The 15915-nt window shown below is 62.6% G+C and carries 14 protein-coding genes, 1 pseudogene and 1 riboswitch; of the genes and pseudogenes, 10 read left to right on the top strand and 5 right to left on the bottom strand.

Annotated elements, in window-relative coordinates; all coding sequences use genetic code 11:
- Positions 1–106: 106 nt before the first annotated feature.
- The 4 genes from LXM55_RS27175 (at position 107) to LXM55_RS27160 (ending at position 4721) form a co-directional block, all read left to right on the top strand.
- Positions 107–1102 (top strand): ArsR/SmtB family transcription factor, encoded by a 996-nt coding sequence (locus tag LXM55_RS27175; RefSeq protein ID WP_233323223.1) that lies wholly within the window; start codon positions 107–109, stop codon positions 1100–1102.
- 19 nt (positions 1103–1121) lie between these two features.
- Positions 1122–2312: a methionine adenosyltransferase gene (gene metK / locus LXM55_RS27170; RefSeq protein WP_060841492.1), complete on the top strand. Its 1191-nt coding sequence runs from the start codon at positions 1122–1124 to the stop codon at positions 2310–2312.
- Between the two features lie 226 nt (positions 2313–2538).
- The gene (gene ligB, locus LXM55_RS27165) at positions 2539–4209 is read left to right on the top strand and encodes an NAD-dependent DNA ligase LigB (protein ID WP_233323222.1); all 1671 of its coding nucleotides are present in this window, start codon (positions 2539–2541) and stop codon (positions 4207–4209) included.
- A gap of 116 nt (positions 4210–4325) precedes the next feature.
- Positions 4326–4721 carry a DUF1090 domain-containing protein gene (locus LXM55_RS27160; protein ID WP_233323221.1) on the top strand — a complete coding sequence of 132 codons (396 nt, stop codon included), beginning with the start codon at positions 4326–4328 and terminating at the stop codon, positions 4719–4721.
- 40 nt (positions 4722–4761) lie between these two features.
- On the opposite strand, the gene LXM55_RS27155 is transcribed toward LXM55_RS27160, so the two are convergent.
- Entirely contained in the window at positions 4762–5211 is a 450-nt protein-coding gene (locus LXM55_RS27155) for a c-type cytochrome (RefSeq protein ID WP_233323220.1), read from the bottom strand.
- Between the two features lie 132 nt (positions 5212–5343).
- On the opposite strand from LXM55_RS27155, the gene mltA reads away from it, so the two are divergent.
- Positions 5344–6519 (top strand): murein transglycosylase A, encoded by a 1176-nt coding sequence (gene mltA, locus LXM55_RS27150; RefSeq protein ID WP_233323219.1) that lies wholly within the window; start codon positions 5344–5346, stop codon positions 6517–6519.
- Positions 6520–6586: 67 nt separating this feature from the next.
- On the opposite strand, the gene LXM55_RS27145 is transcribed toward mltA, so the two are convergent.
- A complete protein-coding gene (locus LXM55_RS27145) occupies positions 6587–6970 on the bottom strand; it encodes an MAPEG family protein (RefSeq protein ID WP_233323218.1) in 384 nt (127 codons plus the stop codon).
- A 34-nt stretch (positions 6971–7004) separates the two neighbouring features.
- Positions 7005–7838, bottom strand: a complete 834-nt coding sequence (locus LXM55_RS27140) for an EamA family transporter (RefSeq protein WP_233323217.1) — start codon at positions 7836–7838, stop codon at positions 7005–7007.
- A 312-nt stretch (positions 7839–8150) separates the two neighbouring features.
- Between LXM55_RS27140 and LXM55_RS27135 the strand changes: the two genes are divergently transcribed.
- Positions 8151–9410: a cation:proton antiporter gene (locus LXM55_RS27135; RefSeq protein ID WP_233323216.1), complete on the top strand. Its 1260-nt coding sequence runs from the start codon at positions 8151–8153 to the stop codon at positions 9408–9410.
- Here the strand turns inward: LXM55_RS27135 and LXM55_RS27130 are convergent.
- A pseudogene (locus LXM55_RS27130) lies at positions 9411–9551 on the bottom strand (formate/nitrite transporter family protein); the annotation flags it as partial.
- Positions 9552–9638: 87 nt separating this feature from the next.
- On the bottom strand, positions 9639–10043 hold the full coding sequence (locus LXM55_RS27125; protein WP_011063971.1) for an acyl-CoA thioesterase: 405 nt from the start codon (positions 10041–10043) through the stop codon (positions 9639–9641).
- Between the two features lie 188 nt (positions 10044–10231).
- Positions 10232–10338, top strand: a riboswitch (S-adenosyl-L-homocysteine riboswitch).
- 21 nt (positions 10339–10359) lie between these two features.
- Between LXM55_RS27125 and ahcY the strand changes: the two genes are divergently transcribed.
- The 4 genes from ahcY to LXM55_RS27105 all read left to right on the top strand — a co-directional run bounded on the left by ahcY (position 10360) and on the right by LXM55_RS27105 (position 15836).
- A complete protein-coding gene (gene ahcY, locus LXM55_RS27120; RefSeq protein WP_233323215.1) occupies positions 10360–11769 on the top strand; it encodes an adenosylhomocysteinase in 1410 nt (469 codons plus the stop codon).
- Positions 11770–11957: 188 nt separating this feature from the next.
- Entirely contained in the window at positions 11958–12803 is an 846-nt protein-coding gene (metF, locus tag LXM55_RS27115; protein WP_233323214.1) for a methylenetetrahydrofolate reductase [NAD(P)H], read from the top strand.
- 125 nt (positions 12804–12928) lie between these two features.
- Positions 12929–13744 (top strand): substrate-binding periplasmic protein, encoded by an 816-nt coding sequence (locus LXM55_RS27110; protein WP_233323213.1) that lies wholly within the window; start codon positions 12929–12931, stop codon positions 13742–13744.
- 223 nt (positions 13745–13967) lie between these two features.
- The gene (locus LXM55_RS27105; RefSeq protein ID WP_233323212.1) at positions 13968–15836 is read left to right on the top strand and encodes a DEAD/DEAH box helicase; all 1869 of its coding nucleotides are present in this window, start codon (positions 13968–13970) and stop codon (positions 15834–15836) included.
- Positions 15837–15915 lie beyond the last annotated feature (79 nt).

Raw genomic sequence — 15915 nt, 5'->3', positions numbered from 1 at the left:
TGACAGTAGAAGCAGAGGCTCTGGCAAAGCGCCTCCAAACAGCAATATCAAAACTTTTTGATATTGGTCTTGCAGGCCTTTGCGGGCATCTCTAGACTGCTGCCCCATGAACCTGCCCGCGCCTGCCATCAGCCATGACGATTGCGACGAACTGGCGGCCCTGTGCAAGGCCGGCGGTGACTCCCTGCGACTGAATGTATTGCGTGCGCTGAGCAACGATTCGTTTGGCGTGCTGGAACTGGCGCAGATCTTCGCCATTGGCCAGTCGGGCATGAGTCATCACTTGAAGGTGCTGGCCCAGGCCAACCTGGTGGCGACCCGTCGCGAAGGCAATGCGATTTTCTATCGCCGCGCCCTGCCCCATACCGAACTCCTGGGTGGCAAGCTGCACGCAGCGCTGCTGGAAGAGGTCGACCAACTCAACCTGCCCGTTGAAGTGCAGGCCAGGATCGGCCTGGTGCACCGGCAGCGGGCCGCGGCCAGCCAGGACTTTTTTTCCCGGGTGGCGGAGAAGTTCCGCGCCCAGCAGGACCTGATCGCAGGACTGCCCCAGTACCGCGACAGTGTGCTCGCGCTGCTGGACAAACTGAGTTTCAACCCAATGGCCACGGCCATTGAAGTCGGCCCCGGCGACGGTGGATTTCTCCCCGAACTGGCCCGACGCTTTGCCCGGGTAACCGCACTGGACAACAGCCCGGCCATGCTTGAACTGGCACGCCAGCTGTGTGAACGCGAAATGCTGGCTAACGTCAGCCTGCAATTGGCCGATGCACTGGATGGCGTGGAACTGACGGCCGACTGCGTGGTGCTGAACATGGTGCTGCACCACTTCGCCGCACCGGCCGAAGCCCTCAAGCAGATGGCCGAGTTGCTGCAACCAGGCGGCAGCCTGTTAGTGACAGATTTGTGCAGCCACAACCAGAGTTGGGCCAAAGAGGCTTGCGGTGATCTCTGGCTGGGCTTCGAACAAGATGATTTGGCCCGTTGGGCCAGCGCTGCGGGACTGACTCCCGGGGAAAGCCTGTATGTAGGCTTACGTAATGGTTTCCAGATTCAGGTCCGCCATTTTCAGCGACCGGCTGGCGACACTCACCATCGGTAAATTTTAGGAAACCGTCGAGATGAGCGAATACTCCCTTTTCACCTCCGAGTCCGTGTCTGAAGGGCATCCGGATAAAATCGCTGACCAGATTTCCGATGCAGTGCTGGACGCCATCATTGCCCAGGACAAGCACGCCCGCGTTGCGGTCGAGACCCTGGTCAAGACCGGCGTGGCCATCGTTGCCGGCGAAGTCACCACCAGCGCCTGGGTCGACCTGGAACAGATCGTTCGCGATGTGATCTGCGATATCGGCTATACCAGCTCCGACGTCGGCTTCGACGGCGCCACCTGCGGCGTGATGAACATCATTGGCAAGCAGTCCCCCGACATCAACCAGGGTGTGGACCGTGCCAAACCTGAAGATCAGGGCGCCGGCGACCAGGGCCTGATGTTCGGCTATGCCAGCAACGAAACCGCAGCGCTGATGCCCGCGCCCATCGCCTTCTCTCACCAGTTGGTGCACCGCCAGGCCGAAGCACGCAAGTCGGGCCTGCTGCCTTGGCTGCGCCCGGATGCCAAGTCCCAGGTCACCTGCCGCTACGAGAACGGCATCGTGGTCGGCATCGACGCGGTAGTGCTGTCGACCCAGCACAACCCGGAAGTGTCCTACAACGACCTGCGTGAAGGCGTGATGGAGCTAATCGTCAAGCACGTGCTGCCAGCCGAACTGCTGCACAAGGACACCCAGTTCCACATCAACCCGACCGGCCAGTTCATCATCGGCGGCCCAGTGGGCGACTGCGGCCTGACCGGGCGCAAGATCATCGTCGACAGCTACGGCGGCATGGCCCGTCACGGCGGCGGCGCGTTCTCCGGCAAGGACCCATCGAAGGTTGACCGTTCCGCCGCTTATGCCGGTCGTTACGTGGCCAAGAACATCGTTGCCGCCGGCCTGGCCGAGCGCTGCGAGATCCAGGTGTCTTACGCCATCGGCGTGGCCCAACCGACTTCGATCTCGCTGAACACCTTCGGCACCGGCAAGATCAGTGACGACAAGATCGTCAAGCTGGTCCGCGAGCACTTCGACCTGCGCCCATACGCGATCACCACCATGCTCGACCTGCTGCACCCGATGTACCAGGAAACCGCAGCCTACGGTCACTTCGGCCGTGCTCCGCAAACCAAGACCGTGGGTGACGACACCTTCACCACCTTCACTTGGGAAAAGACCGACCGCGCCGACGCCCTGCGCGCTGCTGCCGGCCTCTAAGCTTCACCTGGCAACATCCCAAGCCCCGCCCGGCTCGTCCGGCGGGGCTTTTTTGTGGCTGAAGATTTCCTTCCAGACCCTGCCGACTGCCGTCAGCGCAGGGCCCGGGGCAATTGACGATGCGCTTTTACCCCCCGGCGCAACACCTCGCAAACACCTTCATCCAAGCCTGCTGCCAATCCCCTCTAGCCTTTAGCGCATGCCCATCAGAGCAAGGATGCTCCCCATGCTGCCAAGACTCTTCCTGTTACTGAGCCTGACCCCATTCCTAGCCCTGGCCCGTTGCCCTGATTGGACTGCGCAGCAGGCTGCCGAAGAAATCGCCGTCCTGCAGCAGCAAGTGCAGCGCTGGGACCGCAGCTACCACCGCGACGGCCAGTCGCCCATAGCGGACGAACTCTACGACCAGTCCCGCCAGCGCCTCGGCAACTTGCGCCAGTGCTTTGCACAACTTCCCCAGGCAACGGACCAGCCACTGCTCGGCGCCGAGGGCAGCATTCCCCACACCATTGCCCACACGGGAGTGGAAAAACTCGCCGACGCCAAGGCCGTGGGACGCTGGCTCACAGGCCGCGACAACATCTGGGTGCAGCCCAAGATCGACGGCGTAGCGGTGACCCTGATCTACCGCCGAGGGCATTTCCAGCAGGCACTCAGCCGCGGCGATGGCGTGCACGGCCACGACTGGACCAGCGCCGCTCGACAGATCGAGGCCATCCCCAAGCGGTTGCCCCGGCCTGTCGACCTGTTGCTTCAAGGGGAGCTTTATCTACGCCTGGAGCAACATGTCCAGTCTCGCGCCGGCAGCCTCAAGGCGCGTAACCGAGTGGCGGGCTGGATGGCGCGCAAACAGCTGGCAGCGGCAGAGGCCGCGCAGATCGGGCTGTTCGTCTGGGATTGGCCCCAGGGCCCCGCCACCATGAGCGAACGCCTGGAACAACTGGCGAGCCTGGGCTTTCCCGAGGGACGTTCATACAGCCAGCCCATCGAGGGCCTGGCCGATGCCCAACAGTGGCGAGCCCGCTGGTACCGCTCGCCCCTGCCCTTTGCCAGCGACGGCATCATTCTGCGGCAAAGCCGGCGCCCCACCGCTGAACGCTGGCAAGCCAAGGTGGCGCACTGGATTGCCGCCTGGAAATACCCCTACGCCCAGGCCCTAGCGAATGTCCGTCAGGTGCGTTTTCACGTTGGCCGCACGGGACGCATCACACCGCTGCTGGAAATCGAACCGGTGACCCTGGATGACCGGCAGATCCGCCGTGTCAGCGTCGGCTCACTACCCCGTTGGCGAGCCCTGGACATTGTTCCTGGCGATCAGGTAGCCATCAGCCTGGCCGGGCTGACCATCCCGCGCCTGGATGAAGTGGTGCTCAGAAGCACCCAGCGCCAGAGCCTCCAGCCGCCGCAGGAAACAGACTTTCATGTTCTCAGTTGCTGGCAGCCGTCACCCGGCTGTGAGAGCCAATTCCTGGCCCGACTGACCTGGCTCAGCGGCAAACAGGGCCTGAATCTGCAGAATGTCGGCAGCCAGACCTGGGCCAGGCTGATTGAAACAGGCCGTATCAAAGGCCTGCTGGATTGGCTGACCCTGGATCAGGCAGAGCTTGCTAACATTGCCGGCTTCGGCGAACACAGCAGTCAGCGTCTGCTCAAGAGCCTGCACGGCGCCAGGCAGCAGCCGTTTCCTCGCTGGCTGAAGGCCATTGGCTTGCCTCCCAGTGGCTCGGCCGACCTGAGCGGCCCATGGCAGACACTGGCCCAGAGAAGCAGCCTGGACTGGCAGAATGAAGCCGGGATCGGAGCGGGACGGGCCGCGCAGCTGGTGGCGTTTTTCCAAGACCCGCATGTACGGGCCCTGCAGGGCGCCCTGAATGCCGCCGGAATCGAAGGTTTTTAGCTTGATGTGCACGTTGAACCACTTAGGCTGGAATGCGCTCCAACTGCCCATTCCCGGCACAACAGTCAGTGTTCTTTCATTGGTTATTTTTTGATCTTTTTCACCTGGAGCCTTCAATGAAATTTTTCCCATCGCTCGCCGCCCTGACCCTTTGCAGCCTGATCAGCGCGCCGTTGCTGGCCAACGAGCCGGCCCCACAGCTGACCGGCTGCGCCGCCAAGCGCCAGGCCATCATGGAGCAGATCGAACAAGCCAAGGCCCATGGCAACAGCGACCAGCAAGCCGGCCTGGAACGCGCCCTGAGCAATGTCACCACCTACTGCACCGACGCCTCGCTGAAAAAGGAACGGGAAAACAAGGTGCTAGAAGCCAAGCATGAAGTCAGCCGGCGCCAGGCCGACCTGGACAAGGCCATGAAGAAAGGCGACTCGGAGAAGATCAACAAGCGCAAGGACAAGCTTGCCGAGTCCCGCAAGGAACTGCAGCAAGCCCTAGACGAACTGGACAAGTAAGCGTCCCGATGGCCAAGGCCCTGCTCAGCAGGGCCGTCAGTCAATGATTACGGAACTCTTTGTGGCAGGCACTGCAAGCGTCCTCGACCTTCTGCACCGCCGGCCCCAGGTTGCTGGCCTTGTAAGGCTGGACCTGGCTGACCGTCACCAGCTCACCGGTGGCCGCCTCAAGGGTTCGGGCCAGTTCCTGGAAGCGCGCCTGCTTACGCCAGACGTCATCGGTGGCACTACTGTGGTCCTCTTCCTTGACCTCGGGGAAGTGCTTCCAGGGCTCGTGGGACAGGCTGTCGAGCTTCACCGCGCCTTCGGCAAAGCGTGCGCCGTCGAAAGGAATCCGCCCACGCAACATGCCCCCCAGGTCCTCGCCGGTCTTGAGCATCTGCTTGAAGATCACCTTGCGCTGCCCCAGGGGAGAGTTGGGGTCGACACCGCCACAGGCGGAAAGCGTCAGGCAGGCCAGCAATACAACAGAAAGTCTTTTTAGCGTCATGGTGGCTTCAGGTCTGGTCACGGAAACGGCGGCCAGTATCCTCGCCTCCCCGGCAAACACCAATAGCCCTATTAATAATATGGGTTGCCCCCGAGCACTCATGCGGCGGACAACTCCTCAAGGAAATACGCCATGAACCCGAGCCTGCTCCGCTGGCCTCGTCATTTGCTCTGGGCCCTGCCGGCCCTGGCGCTGCTCGCTGGCTGCAACGGCGGCGACAATACCAAGCCTGCAGCCACTCATGCCCTGGCCACCTATAACAGCGCCAGTTGGGAAACCTTGCCCAGCGTCGCCGACAACGACCTGCTGGCCGGTTTTGGCTCCTGGCGCAGTGCCTGTACCCGCCTCAAGGCCGACCCGGTATGGGGTAGCACCTGCGCTGCAGCGGCAAACGTGCCGCAAACCCCCGAGGCAATCCGCGGCTTTCTCCAGGAACACCTGCAGGTCTACGGCTTGCGCTCGGGCAGCGGCAGCAGCACCGGCCTGATCACTGGCTACTACGAGCCGGTGTATCCCGGCAGCCTGACTCAGACCCAGGTGGCCAACGTGCCGGTATACGGAGTGCCGGACGACATGATCATCGTCGCCCTGGACAGCCTCTACCCGGAGCTCAAGGGTAAGCGCCTGCGAGGCCGGCTCGAAGGCCGGGTGCTCAAGCCCTATGACGATGCCGCCACCATCGAGAACAAAGGGGCCAAGGCGCCGGTGATTGCCTGGCTGACCGACCCGATGGACCTGCAGTTCCTGCAGATACAGGGCTCCGGGCGAATCCAGCTGGATGACGGGCGGCAATTGCGGATTGGCTATGCCGACCAGAATGGCCATCCGTACCGGCCCATCGGCCGCTGGCTGGTGGATCAGGGCGAACTGAAGAAAGAGGACGTGACCATGGGCACCATCGCCGCCTGGGCCAAAGCCCATCCGGCGCGGATTCCCGAACTGCTGGGCAGCAACCCCAGCTACGTATTCTTCAACCGCAACCCGGACAGCAACGAAGGCCCGCGTGGCTCATTGAACGTGCCACTGACTTCCGGCTATAGCGTCGCGGTCGACCGCAAGGTGATTCCCCTGGGCAGCCTGCTGTGGCTGTCCACCACCCGCCCGGATGGCAGCAGCCTGGTACGGCCGGTAGCCGCCCAGGACACGGGCGGTGCAATTACCGGCGAAGTACGCGCCGACCTGTTCTGGGGTACAGGTGACGCCGCCGGACAACTGGCCGGCGACATGAAGCAGCAGGGGCAGATCTGGATGCTCTGGCCCAAGGGCGCAGCGCTGCCCAAAGTGCCGGAAGTTGCCAATACCCCGTGACCCCTTGCCGGCGAAGACGACCTTGAGGACGCTTTCGCCGGCAAGCCGGCTCCCACGGCGGCGGGAATCAGACGGACACGAAGAAGAAGCTGGCGATCAGGCCCATGCCCACGAACCACACCAGGGAGCGCAGGATCGCCCAGTCCGCCAGGTAGCAGATCATGTACAGCAGGCGGCTGGTGATAAACAGCACCGCCAGCACGTTGATCGTCACCAGTTCGGCGTTACCCGCCACATGGGCGATGATCACCGCCGCCGCGAAGGCCGGGGTCACCTCGAAACCGTTGAGCTGCGCGTTGTGGGCCCGCTTGGGCAGCCCCTCCAGGGTACTCAGGAACGCCCGTGGGTCATGGTTGTAGCGGAGCCCGTATTTGCCGGCGCCCTTGGCGATGGCGGTACACAGGTAGGGCAGGACAATTGCGATCAACACACACCAGAAAGCGACAGTCATGGAGCAAATCCTTTTTTAGAGTTTTAGGGAGTGTTCAGAACTTCATCACCAACATGCCAATCAGCACCAATCCACAGGCTAAGAGCCGTGGCCGGCCGAAAGGTTCTTTCAGGTAGCGCATGCCGAACAGCACCACCAGAATCACACTGATCTCACGCAACGCCGCCGCTTCGGCGATCGACCCCAGTTGCATGGCCCAAAGCACCAGAGCGTAGCTGAACAGCACGCAGAACCCGACACTCAGCCCCAGGCGCCATTGCTCGCGCCAGAACTGCACAAACGCCGGGCGCTTCCATACCACCGCCAGCAGCGGGAAGGGCCAGGCACTGAGCAACGTGACCCACGTCAGGTAGTCCAGCGGGTGCGACCAGCGGCGCAGCGCCTGGCCGTCGATATAGGTGTAGCAACCGATGCACAGCCCGATCAACGCCACCACCGGCAGCATCGACCAGGGCAGCCGTGCCCCACCGCCCCCTTGCCAGAGCAGGCAGAGCATGCCGAAGGGAATCAGCAGAATGCCGAGGACCTGCTGGGTACTCAGCACTTCGCCAGCGAAGATCAGGGTCAGCGCCAGCACCACCAGCGGCGAAAGACCGCGCATCAGCGGGTACACCAGCCCGAGATCTCCCACTCGGTAGGCCTGGATCAGCAGATAGCGATACAGCAGCTCGAAGGCCGCCGAGGCCATGATCCAGGGCCAGATGTCCAGCGGCGGCCATTCCAGGAAAAACACCATGACGGCCACAAACAGCAAGGCCACGGTGTCCATGCAGGCCACCACCAACAGGCGCTCGCCACTGAACTTGATCAAGGTATTCCAGGCCGCGTGCAACAGCGCCGCCACCAGAACCAGACTTGTCGCCAGCACCTTGCGCTCCCTGCTTGCCTGAAGAAATGTGGACAGTCCCTGCGCGGACACAGGCCTGGAATCCTCGCACGCCGGCGGGCGCGCTTGCACGGCCTGTCAGCGCATTTGGCGGTGCCGACGGCAAATTCGGCAACATGGGCCTGCTCGATGCACTTTTCCGCAATGGCCTGCAACGTCGCCGCCACGCCGTGGTCAATGGCTGCGGCCAGGCGCCGCTGGCGAAAACTGTGCCCCTCGTCGAGGCCGATACATCAAACCCCTAGCCTGAAAGCGTTCAGGCCGCTTTTTCCGTAATCATCCAAAGGAGTCCGGATGCTTGAACTTGTCGCTGCCTTTATCTGCCTGACGACCCTACTCACCTACGTCAACTTCCGTTTTATCGGCCTGCCGCCGACCATCGGCGTGATGGTCACCGCCCTGCTTTTCTCACTGCTGCTGCAAGGCCTGAGCTATCTGGGCTACCCCGGCCTGGAGGAACATGTGGAGGAATTGATCGGCAAGATCGACTTCGGCGATCTGCTGATGAACTGGATGCTGTCGTTTCTGCTGTTCGCCGGCGCCTTGCACGTCAATCTCAACGACCTGCGCAGCTATCGCTGGCCCATTGGCCTGCTGGCCACCGTCGGCGTGCTGATCGCCACGTTCGTCATTGGCAGCCTGGCCTACTGGATCTTCGGCCTGTTCGGCTGGCAGGTGAGCTTCCTTTACTGCCTGCTGTTCGGGGCACTGATTTCTCCCACCGACCCGATCGCGGTACTGGGCGTGTTGCGTACCGCCAACGCCTCCAAGCCACTGAAGACCACCATCGTCGGTGAGTCGCTGTTCAATGACGGCACCGCGGTGGTGGTGTTCACCGTGCTGTTGGGTATCGCTCAACTGGGAGAAACCCCGACCGTGGCCGCCACGGCGTGGCTGTTCGTGCACGAAGCCATCGGTGGCGTGCTGTTCGGCGGGCTGATCGGTTACCTGGTGTACCTGATGATCAAGAGCATCGAGCAGCACCAGATCGAGGTGATGCTGACCCTGGCGCTGGTGATCGGCGGTTCGGCGATGGCCAGCGAGCTGCACGTCTCGGCACCGATCGCCATGGTGGTGGCCGGCCTGATCATCGGCAACCTGGGGCGCAACCTGGCGATGAACGACATGACCCGGCGCTACCTGGACGGTTTCTGGGAGTTGCTCGACGACATGCTCAACGCGCTGCTGTTCGCCCTGATCGGCCTGGAACTGTTGCTGCTGCCCTTCAACTGGCTGCACCTGGCGGCCGCCAGCCTGCTGGCGGTGGCCATCGTGCTGTCGCGGGTGCTCACCGTGGCCCCGGCGATCCTGCTGTTGCGGCGCTGGCGCAGCGTACCCCGCGGCACCATCCGCGTGCTGACCTGGGGCGGTTTGCGGGGCGGCGTCTCGGTCGCCCTGGCGCTGGCCCTGCCTCTGGGGCCAGAACGCGACCTGGTGCTGAGCATTACCTACATCGTGGTGCTGTCGTCGATCCTGCTGCAGGGGCTGACCATCGGCAAACTGGTGCGCCATGTCACCGAGGATGCCCCGGCGGCCAAGGCCGAGGCCCATTGATCATTTTTTGATCTGCCGCGGATCGGGCGCTGGTGCCCGGTCCGCGTTGTTGTTTGGTTTGTCGCTTTCACTGCGCGCCTGGGCATGGCTGATCAGGGCAACGATGAAACTGCCGCCAATGATGTTCGCGGCCCGGCTCGGCTTGCCCATCCGTGAGGCTCCTGAGCCAGGCGGGTCATTCAGCTACGACACGCGGGGCTCAGGGCTGTTCCTTTCCTGCGCCCGGCATCAGGCGTCGGAAGCGTCGTCCTTGAACTGGTCCTTGACGTATTTGATTTCGGTGCGGCCATGGGGCGCCGGCAAGCCGTCTTCGCCGAGGTTGACGAAGACCATCTTCTCGACCGTGAGAATGGATTTGCGGGTGATCTTGTTGCGCACTTCACACGTCAGGGTGATCGAGGTGCGACCGAATTCGGTGGCGGTGATACCCAGCTCGATGATGTCGCCCTGGCGCGAAGCACTGACAAAGTTGATTTCCGAGATGTACTTGGTCACCACACGTTGGTTGCCCAGTTGGACAATGGCGTAGATCGCCGCTTCCTCATCGATCCAGCGCAGCAAACTGCCGCCGAACAGCGTGCCGTTGGGGTTGAGGTCTTCGGGTTTTACCCACTTGCGGGTGTGGAAATTCATGGGGGCTCCAAGGTGTTTGAGCGATATGTAGTGGACGCCCCCAGCTTCAAGTTTCAAGCCACAAGCTGCAAGTAAAAATCGGCCTGCTTTTACTTACCGCTTGAAGCTTGCGCCTTGCCGCTCAAAGAAAGCTATAATCGCCACCGTTTCAAAACGGTCATCTGCACTTGATACCGTTTTCCCGCCACCTGTCCGAGGGGCGCTGCAGCAGGCATGACCTGTCAGGCTCGGATGGGGCGTTGTTGGTACAGGGTTCCCTGTACGGACACTAAACGCACAACGGCGCCCATTCGCACACTACGAATGGAGGCTCTTGATGAGCGCTGTAAACACGCCTGCAGGTTTTACCGACTACAAAGTCGCCGACATCTCCCTGGCTGCCTGGGGTCGTCGCGAAACCATCATCGCCGAATCGGAAATGCCAGCCCTGATGGGTCTGCGCCGCAAGTACCTGGCCGAACAGCCGCTCAAGGGCGCGAAAATCCTCGGCTGCATCCACATGACCATCCAGACCGCCGTGCTGATCGAAACCCTGGTTGCCCTGGGTGCCGAAGTACGCTGGTCGTCCTGCAACATCTTCTCGACTCAAGACCAGGCCGCTGCGTCCATCGCCGCCGCCGGCATTCCTGTATTCGCCTGGAAAGGTGAAACCGAGGAAGAGTACGAGTGGTGCCTGGAGCAGACCATCCTCAAGGATGGCCAGCCTTGGGACGCCAACATGATCCTCGACGACGGCGGCGACCTGACCCAGCTGCTGCACGATAAATACCCGCAAGTGCTGGATCGCGTTCACGGCGTGACCGAAGAAACCACCACTGGCGTGCACCGTCTGCTGGACATGCTGGCCAAGGGCGAGCTGAAGGTTCCTGCGATCAACGTCAACGACTCGGTGACCAAGAGCAAGAACGACAACAAGTACGGCTGCCGTCACAGCCTGAACGACGCCATCAAGCGCGGCACCGACCACCTGCTGTCCGGCAAGCAAGCGCTGGTCATCGGCTACGGTGACGTGGGCAAGGGCTCGGCTCAGTCGCTGCGTCAGGAAGGCATGATCGTCAAGGTTTCGGAAGTTGACCCGATCTGCGCCATGCAAGCCTGCATGGACGGTTTCGAACTGGTTTCGCCGTTCATCGACGGTATCAACCACGGCACCGAAGCCAGCATCGACAAGGCCCTGCTGGGCAAGATCGACCTGATCGTGACCACCACCGGTAACGTCAATGTTTGCGACGCAAACATGCTCAAGGCCCTGAAGAAGCGCGCCGTGGTCTGCAACATCGGCCACTTCGACAACGAAATCGACACCGCTTTCATGCGCAAGAACTGGGCATGGGAAGAAGTTAAGCCACAGGTACACAAGATCCACCGTACCGGCCATGGCGATTTCGACCCACAGAACGACGACTACCTGATCCTGCTGGCCGAAGGCCGCCTGGTGAACCTGGGCAACGCCACCGGTCACCCAAGCCGCATCATGGACGGTTCGTTCGCCAACCAGGTCCTGGCGCAGATCTTCCTGTTCGGCCAGAAGTACGCCGACCTGTCGCCGGCCCAGAAAGCCGAGCGCCTGACCGTTGAAGTACTGCCGAAGAAACTCGACGAAGAAGTGGCCCTGGAAATGGTTCGCGGCTTCGGCGGCGTGGTCACTCAACTGACCAAGCAACAGGCTGAGTACATCGGCGTGACCGTCGAAGGTCCATTCAAGCCAGACGCTTACCGCTACTAAGAGCAGCTGCAAGCTTTGAGCTTCAAGCGGCAAGCCAGGGCCACAAGCCCGGCTTGCCGCACAAAGCCTTCAGCTTCGCCCCTATTTGCTTAAACAGTGTCAGGCAACAGGCTCCAGAAACAGGAGATGAGCGCACCCACGCTTCTCCTGGCGCTGCGGCTTGCGGCTTGTAGCTGGAGGTTCCCTCCATGTCCCAAGACCGTCGTTACAGCTTCGAGTTCTTCCCCACCAAGACCGATGCTGGGCATGAAAAACTGCTCGCCACTGCCCGTCAGCTGGCCAGCTACAACCCCGATTTCTTCTCCTGCACCTATGGTGCCGGCGGCTCGACCCGTGACCGCACGGTCAATACCGTGCTGCAACTGGAGAGCGAAGTTAAAGTCCCTGCGGCCCCGCACCTGTCGTGCGTCGGCGACAGCAAGGCCGACCTGCGCGGCCTGCTCCAGCAGTATCAGGCTGCTGGCATCAAGCGCATTGTCGCCCTGCGCGGCGACCTGCCTTCGGGCATGGGCATGGCCAGCGGTGAGCTGCGCTACGCCAATGACCTAGTGAGTTTCATCCGCGAAGAAACCGGCAGCCACTTCCACATCGAAGTCGCCGCTTACCCGGAAATGCACCCGCAGGCACGCAATTTCGAGGAAGACCTGGTCAACTTCGTGCGCAAGGCCAATGCCGGCGCCGACAGCGCGATCACCCAGTACTTCTTCAACGCCGACAGCTACTTCTACTTCGTCGAGCGTGTGCAGAAGATGGGCGTGAACATCCCGATCGTGCCGGGCATCATGCCAATCACCAACTACAGCAAGCTGGCGCGTTTCTCCGACGCCTGCGGCGCCGAGCTGCCGCGCTGGATCCGCAAGCAGCTGGAAGCCTATGGCGATGACAGCGCCAGCATCCAGGCCTTCGGCGAGCAGGTAATCAGCGAGATGTGTGAACGCCTGCTCCAGGGCGGCGCCCCCGGGCTGCACTTCTACACCTTGAACCAGGCCGACCCCAGCCTGGCAATCTGGAACAACCTGAAGCTGCCGCGCTGATAGCGCAGCAACACAAGGACTGGGCCCTGGTGAAAACCAGGGCCTTTTTATTTGCGACAGGCTTGAGCTAGAGCGCCTGGAACTGCCCCTAGCAATTGCATGATCTCTCGTCGTAATCTCCAGCAATGTCCGTCATAGCCCGGTTGCTGACCGCCCTTCTCTGCACTTGCCTGAGCCTTGCAGCCCATGGCGAGAGGCTGCGTATTGTCACCGAACCCTGGGCGCCCTACGTCTATGAGGAAAATGGCCGGGCCAAGGGACTGGACTACGAGACCACGGCCATCGTCTTCCAGCGCCTGGGCATCGACGTGGAATGGCAGTTCCTGCCCTGGAAACGCTGCCTGGCCATGCTTGAAACCGGCCAGGCCGATGGCGCCCTGGACATCTTTCACAGCGATCAGCGCGACGGCACCCTGCTCTACCCCAGCGAACCACTCTCGGACGTGGAATTCGTGATGTTCTACGCCAACCAGCGCCCGCACCCGTTCAAACACCTGGATGAACTCAAGGGCCTGACCATCGGCACCTCCCCCGGCTATCTGTACAGCGACGATTTCAGCAACTCGACCCTGTTCAACCACGAGCCCGCGCCCACCCACGAGGCCAACTTCGGCAAGTTACTGCTGGGGCGGATCGACCTGTTGATTACCGACAAACGCGTTGGCCAGCACCTGCTGGACAGCCTGGGGCTGCGCGACCAGATCAGCCAGAACCCCACCGTCATCAGCCGTCAGAGCCAATACCTGGCGGTGCGCCGCAATGCCGGCATGGACCTGTTGGTCCAGCGTTTCGGCGCCGAGCTCAAGCGTTTCAAGCGCGAACCGGCCTATGCGCAGTTGAGCGCCAAGTACGGAGCGGAACCCACTCTGCCACCCGTCAGGGCTTCATCAACCCGAGAATCAGAAAAAACCGTTGAGCAGCAGGAAAGCAGCGCACACTGAATGCTCTGTTATACTCCGGCCTCCCGCCAGGCTCACGCCCGGACGCTGGACCCTGTTCAAGGCCTCTCCACCCCGCTACGGCGCAGCCATCCGGCCCGCGCGAGCCACCGGTGAATGAGCCTTCAGGCCAGCAGGACCGGACGGGATTGCGTCCTCTTAAACGCCATTCACGCCCGGCAAGATTATCCCTTTGGGCCAAGCCCTCACTAAAACAGGATTACTCATGTCCTTTGCTTCCCTCGGTCTCTCCGAGGCTTTAGTCGGCGCCATCGAAGCCGCCGGCTACACCCAGCCTACTCCGGTGCAACAGCGGGCCATTCCCGCCGTGTTGCAAGGTCGCGATCTGATGGTCGCGGCACAGACAGGTACTGGTAAAACCGGCGGTTTCGCCCTTCCGATCCTGGAGCGGTTGTTTCCCAACGGTCACCCGGACAAATCCCAGCGTCACGGCCCGCGCCAACCCCGCGTACTGGTCCTGACCCCGACCCGCGAACTGGCCGCCCAGGTGCATGACAGCTTCAAGCTGTACGCCCGCGACCTGAAGTTCGTCAGCGCCTGCATCTTCGGCGGCGTCGGCATGAACCCCCAGGTCCAGGCCATGTCCCGTGGCGTCGATGTACTGGTGGCGTGCCCCGGCCGTCTGCTGGACCTGGCCGGCCAAGGTAGCGTCGACCTGTCCCACGTGGAAATCCTGGTACTCGACGAAGCCGACCGCATGCTCGACATGGGCTTCGTCCATGACGTGAAGAAGGTCCTCGCGCGCCTGCCAGCCAAGCGCCAGAACCTGCTGTTCTCCGCGACCTTCTCCAAGGACATCACGGACCTGGCCGGCAAGCTGCTGCACAACCCCGAGCGCATCGAAGTCACTCCACCGAACACCACGGTGGAACGTATCGAGCAGCGGGTGTTCCGCCTGCCCGCCAGCCACAAGCGCTCGCTGCTGGCCCACCTGATCACCGCCGGTGCCTGGGAACAGGTGCTGGTGTTCACCCGCACCAAGCACGGCGCCAACCGCCTGGCCGAGTACCTGGACAAACACGGCCTGAGCGCCGTGGCGATCCACGGCAACAAGAGCCAGAACGCCCGCACCAAAGCCCTGGCCGACTTCAAGGCCGGCGACGTGCGGATCCTGGTCGCCACCGATATCGCCGCCCGTGGCCTGGATATCGACCAACTGCCACACGTGGTCAACTTCGAGCTGCCTAACGTCGATGAAGACTACGTGCACCGTATCGGTCGTACCGGCCGTGCCGGGCGCTCGGGCGAGGCCATCTCCCTGGTGGCCCCGGACGAAGAAAAACTGCTGAAAAGCATCGAGCGCATGACCAAGCAGAAGATCGCCGACGGCGACCTGATGGGCTTCGATGCCAGCACCGTGGAAGCCGAGAAGCCGGAAGTGCGCGAGCGTCCGGACGTGCGCAACCCGCGCAATCCCCGTGGCCCACGCGGCGACGGCCCGAACGGCGGTGGCGGTGGTGGCGGCCGCAAGGACAAAGGCAAGGACAAGGGCGGCAAAGACAAGCCGGCCCGTGGCGAACGCCCGGCCCGCGAGCAGAAGCCTCGTGAAGGCACCCCAGCCCGCGAACAGCGTCAGCCGACGCCCCGTGCCGACCGGGCACCGGACGAGTTCCTCGACGACGACGTGGACAACTTTGGTAACCGCGCGGACTACGTCAGCCCGTACCAGAACAAGAACAACCAGAGCCGCGGCCGCCGCCCAGGCGCTCCAGCCCAGGGTGCCGGTGCCGGCAATCCGCCACGCGGCGGTGCAGGTGGTGGCCAGGGCCGCTCCGGCAACCCGCGCAACAGCAACGGCAGCACCACCGGCACCGCGCCAGCCAAGCGTAACAATGGCCCGCGCAGCGGTGCCCCGCGTGACAGCCAAGGCCGTCGCGACGAGTCGCGCAACCGCCGGCCGAACCGTGACGACCAGGCCCGCCAGGAACCCGCCGTGCAGAATCCTCGGAGCAACCAGCCGAAGATCATGCACAAGGAGTCCAAGGCCGACCGCTTCCCGACGCCTGAGCAACTGGATCAGTTGCCAAGCCGCCCACGGGGCGAGAAACCGGCACTGCTGACCCGCAATCGCTGAGTCACTGCGCTGAAATGAAGAACGCCCCTGGTCGCAAGACCCGGGGCGTTTTTTGTGGCGGCTGGTCGAGGGCGCGTTC

Origin of the sequence: Pseudomonas sp. Au-Pse12 (genome assembly GCF_021341665.1) — a bacterium.
Lineage (GTDB): Bacteria > Pseudomonadota > Gammaproteobacteria > Pseudomonadales > Pseudomonadaceae > Aquipseudomonas.
This window is presented reverse-complemented; position numbering and strand designations above follow the sequence as displayed.

Bases quoted from the DNA above. Each gene is read 5' to 3' on its own strand.
- LXM55_RS27105 (WP_233323212.1), top strand. From the start codon at position 13,968: ATGTCCTTTGCTTCCCTCGGTCTCTCCGAGGCTTTAGTCGGCGCCATC.
- metF (WP_233323214.1), top strand. From the start codon at position 11,958: ATGTCCCAAGACCGTCGTTACAGCTTCGAGTTCTTCCCCACCAAGACC.
- ligB (WP_233323222.1), top strand. From the start codon at position 2,539: ATGCTGCCAAGACTCTTCCTGTTACTGAGCCTGACCCCATTCCTAGCC.
- LXM55_RS27125 (WP_011063971.1), bottom strand. From the start codon at position 10,043: ATGAATTTCCACACCCGCAAGTGGGTAAAACCCGAAGACCTCAACCCC.
- LXM55_RS27175 (WP_233323223.1), top strand. From the start codon at position 107: ATGAACCTGCCCGCGCCTGCCATCAGCCATGACGATTGCGACGAACTG.
- LXM55_RS27135 (WP_233323216.1), top strand. From the start codon at position 8,151: ATGCTTGAACTTGTCGCTGCCTTTATCTGCCTGACGACCCTACTCACC.
- LXM55_RS27110 (WP_233323213.1), top strand. From the start codon at position 12,929: ATGTCCGTCATAGCCCGGTTGCTGACCGCCCTTCTCTGCACTTGCCTG.
- metK (WP_060841492.1), top strand. From the start codon at position 1,122: ATGAGCGAATACTCCCTTTTCACCTCCGAGTCCGTGTCTGAAGGGCAT.
- LXM55_RS27145 (WP_233323218.1), bottom strand. From the start codon at position 6,970: ATGACTGTCGCTTTCTGGTGTGTGTTGATCGCAATTGTCCTGCCCTAC.
- ahcY (WP_233323215.1), top strand. From the start codon at position 10,360: ATGAGCGCTGTAAACACGCCTGCAGGTTTTACCGACTACAAAGTCGCC.
- mltA (WP_233323219.1), top strand. From the start codon at position 5,344: ATGAACCCGAGCCTGCTCCGCTGGCCTCGTCATTTGCTCTGGGCCCTG.
- LXM55_RS27160 (WP_233323221.1), top strand. From the start codon at position 4,326: ATGAAATTTTTCCCATCGCTCGCCGCCCTGACCCTTTGCAGCCTGATC.
- LXM55_RS27155 (WP_233323220.1), bottom strand. From the start codon at position 5,211: ATGACGCTAAAAAGACTTTCTGTTGTATTGCTGGCCTGCCTGACGCTT.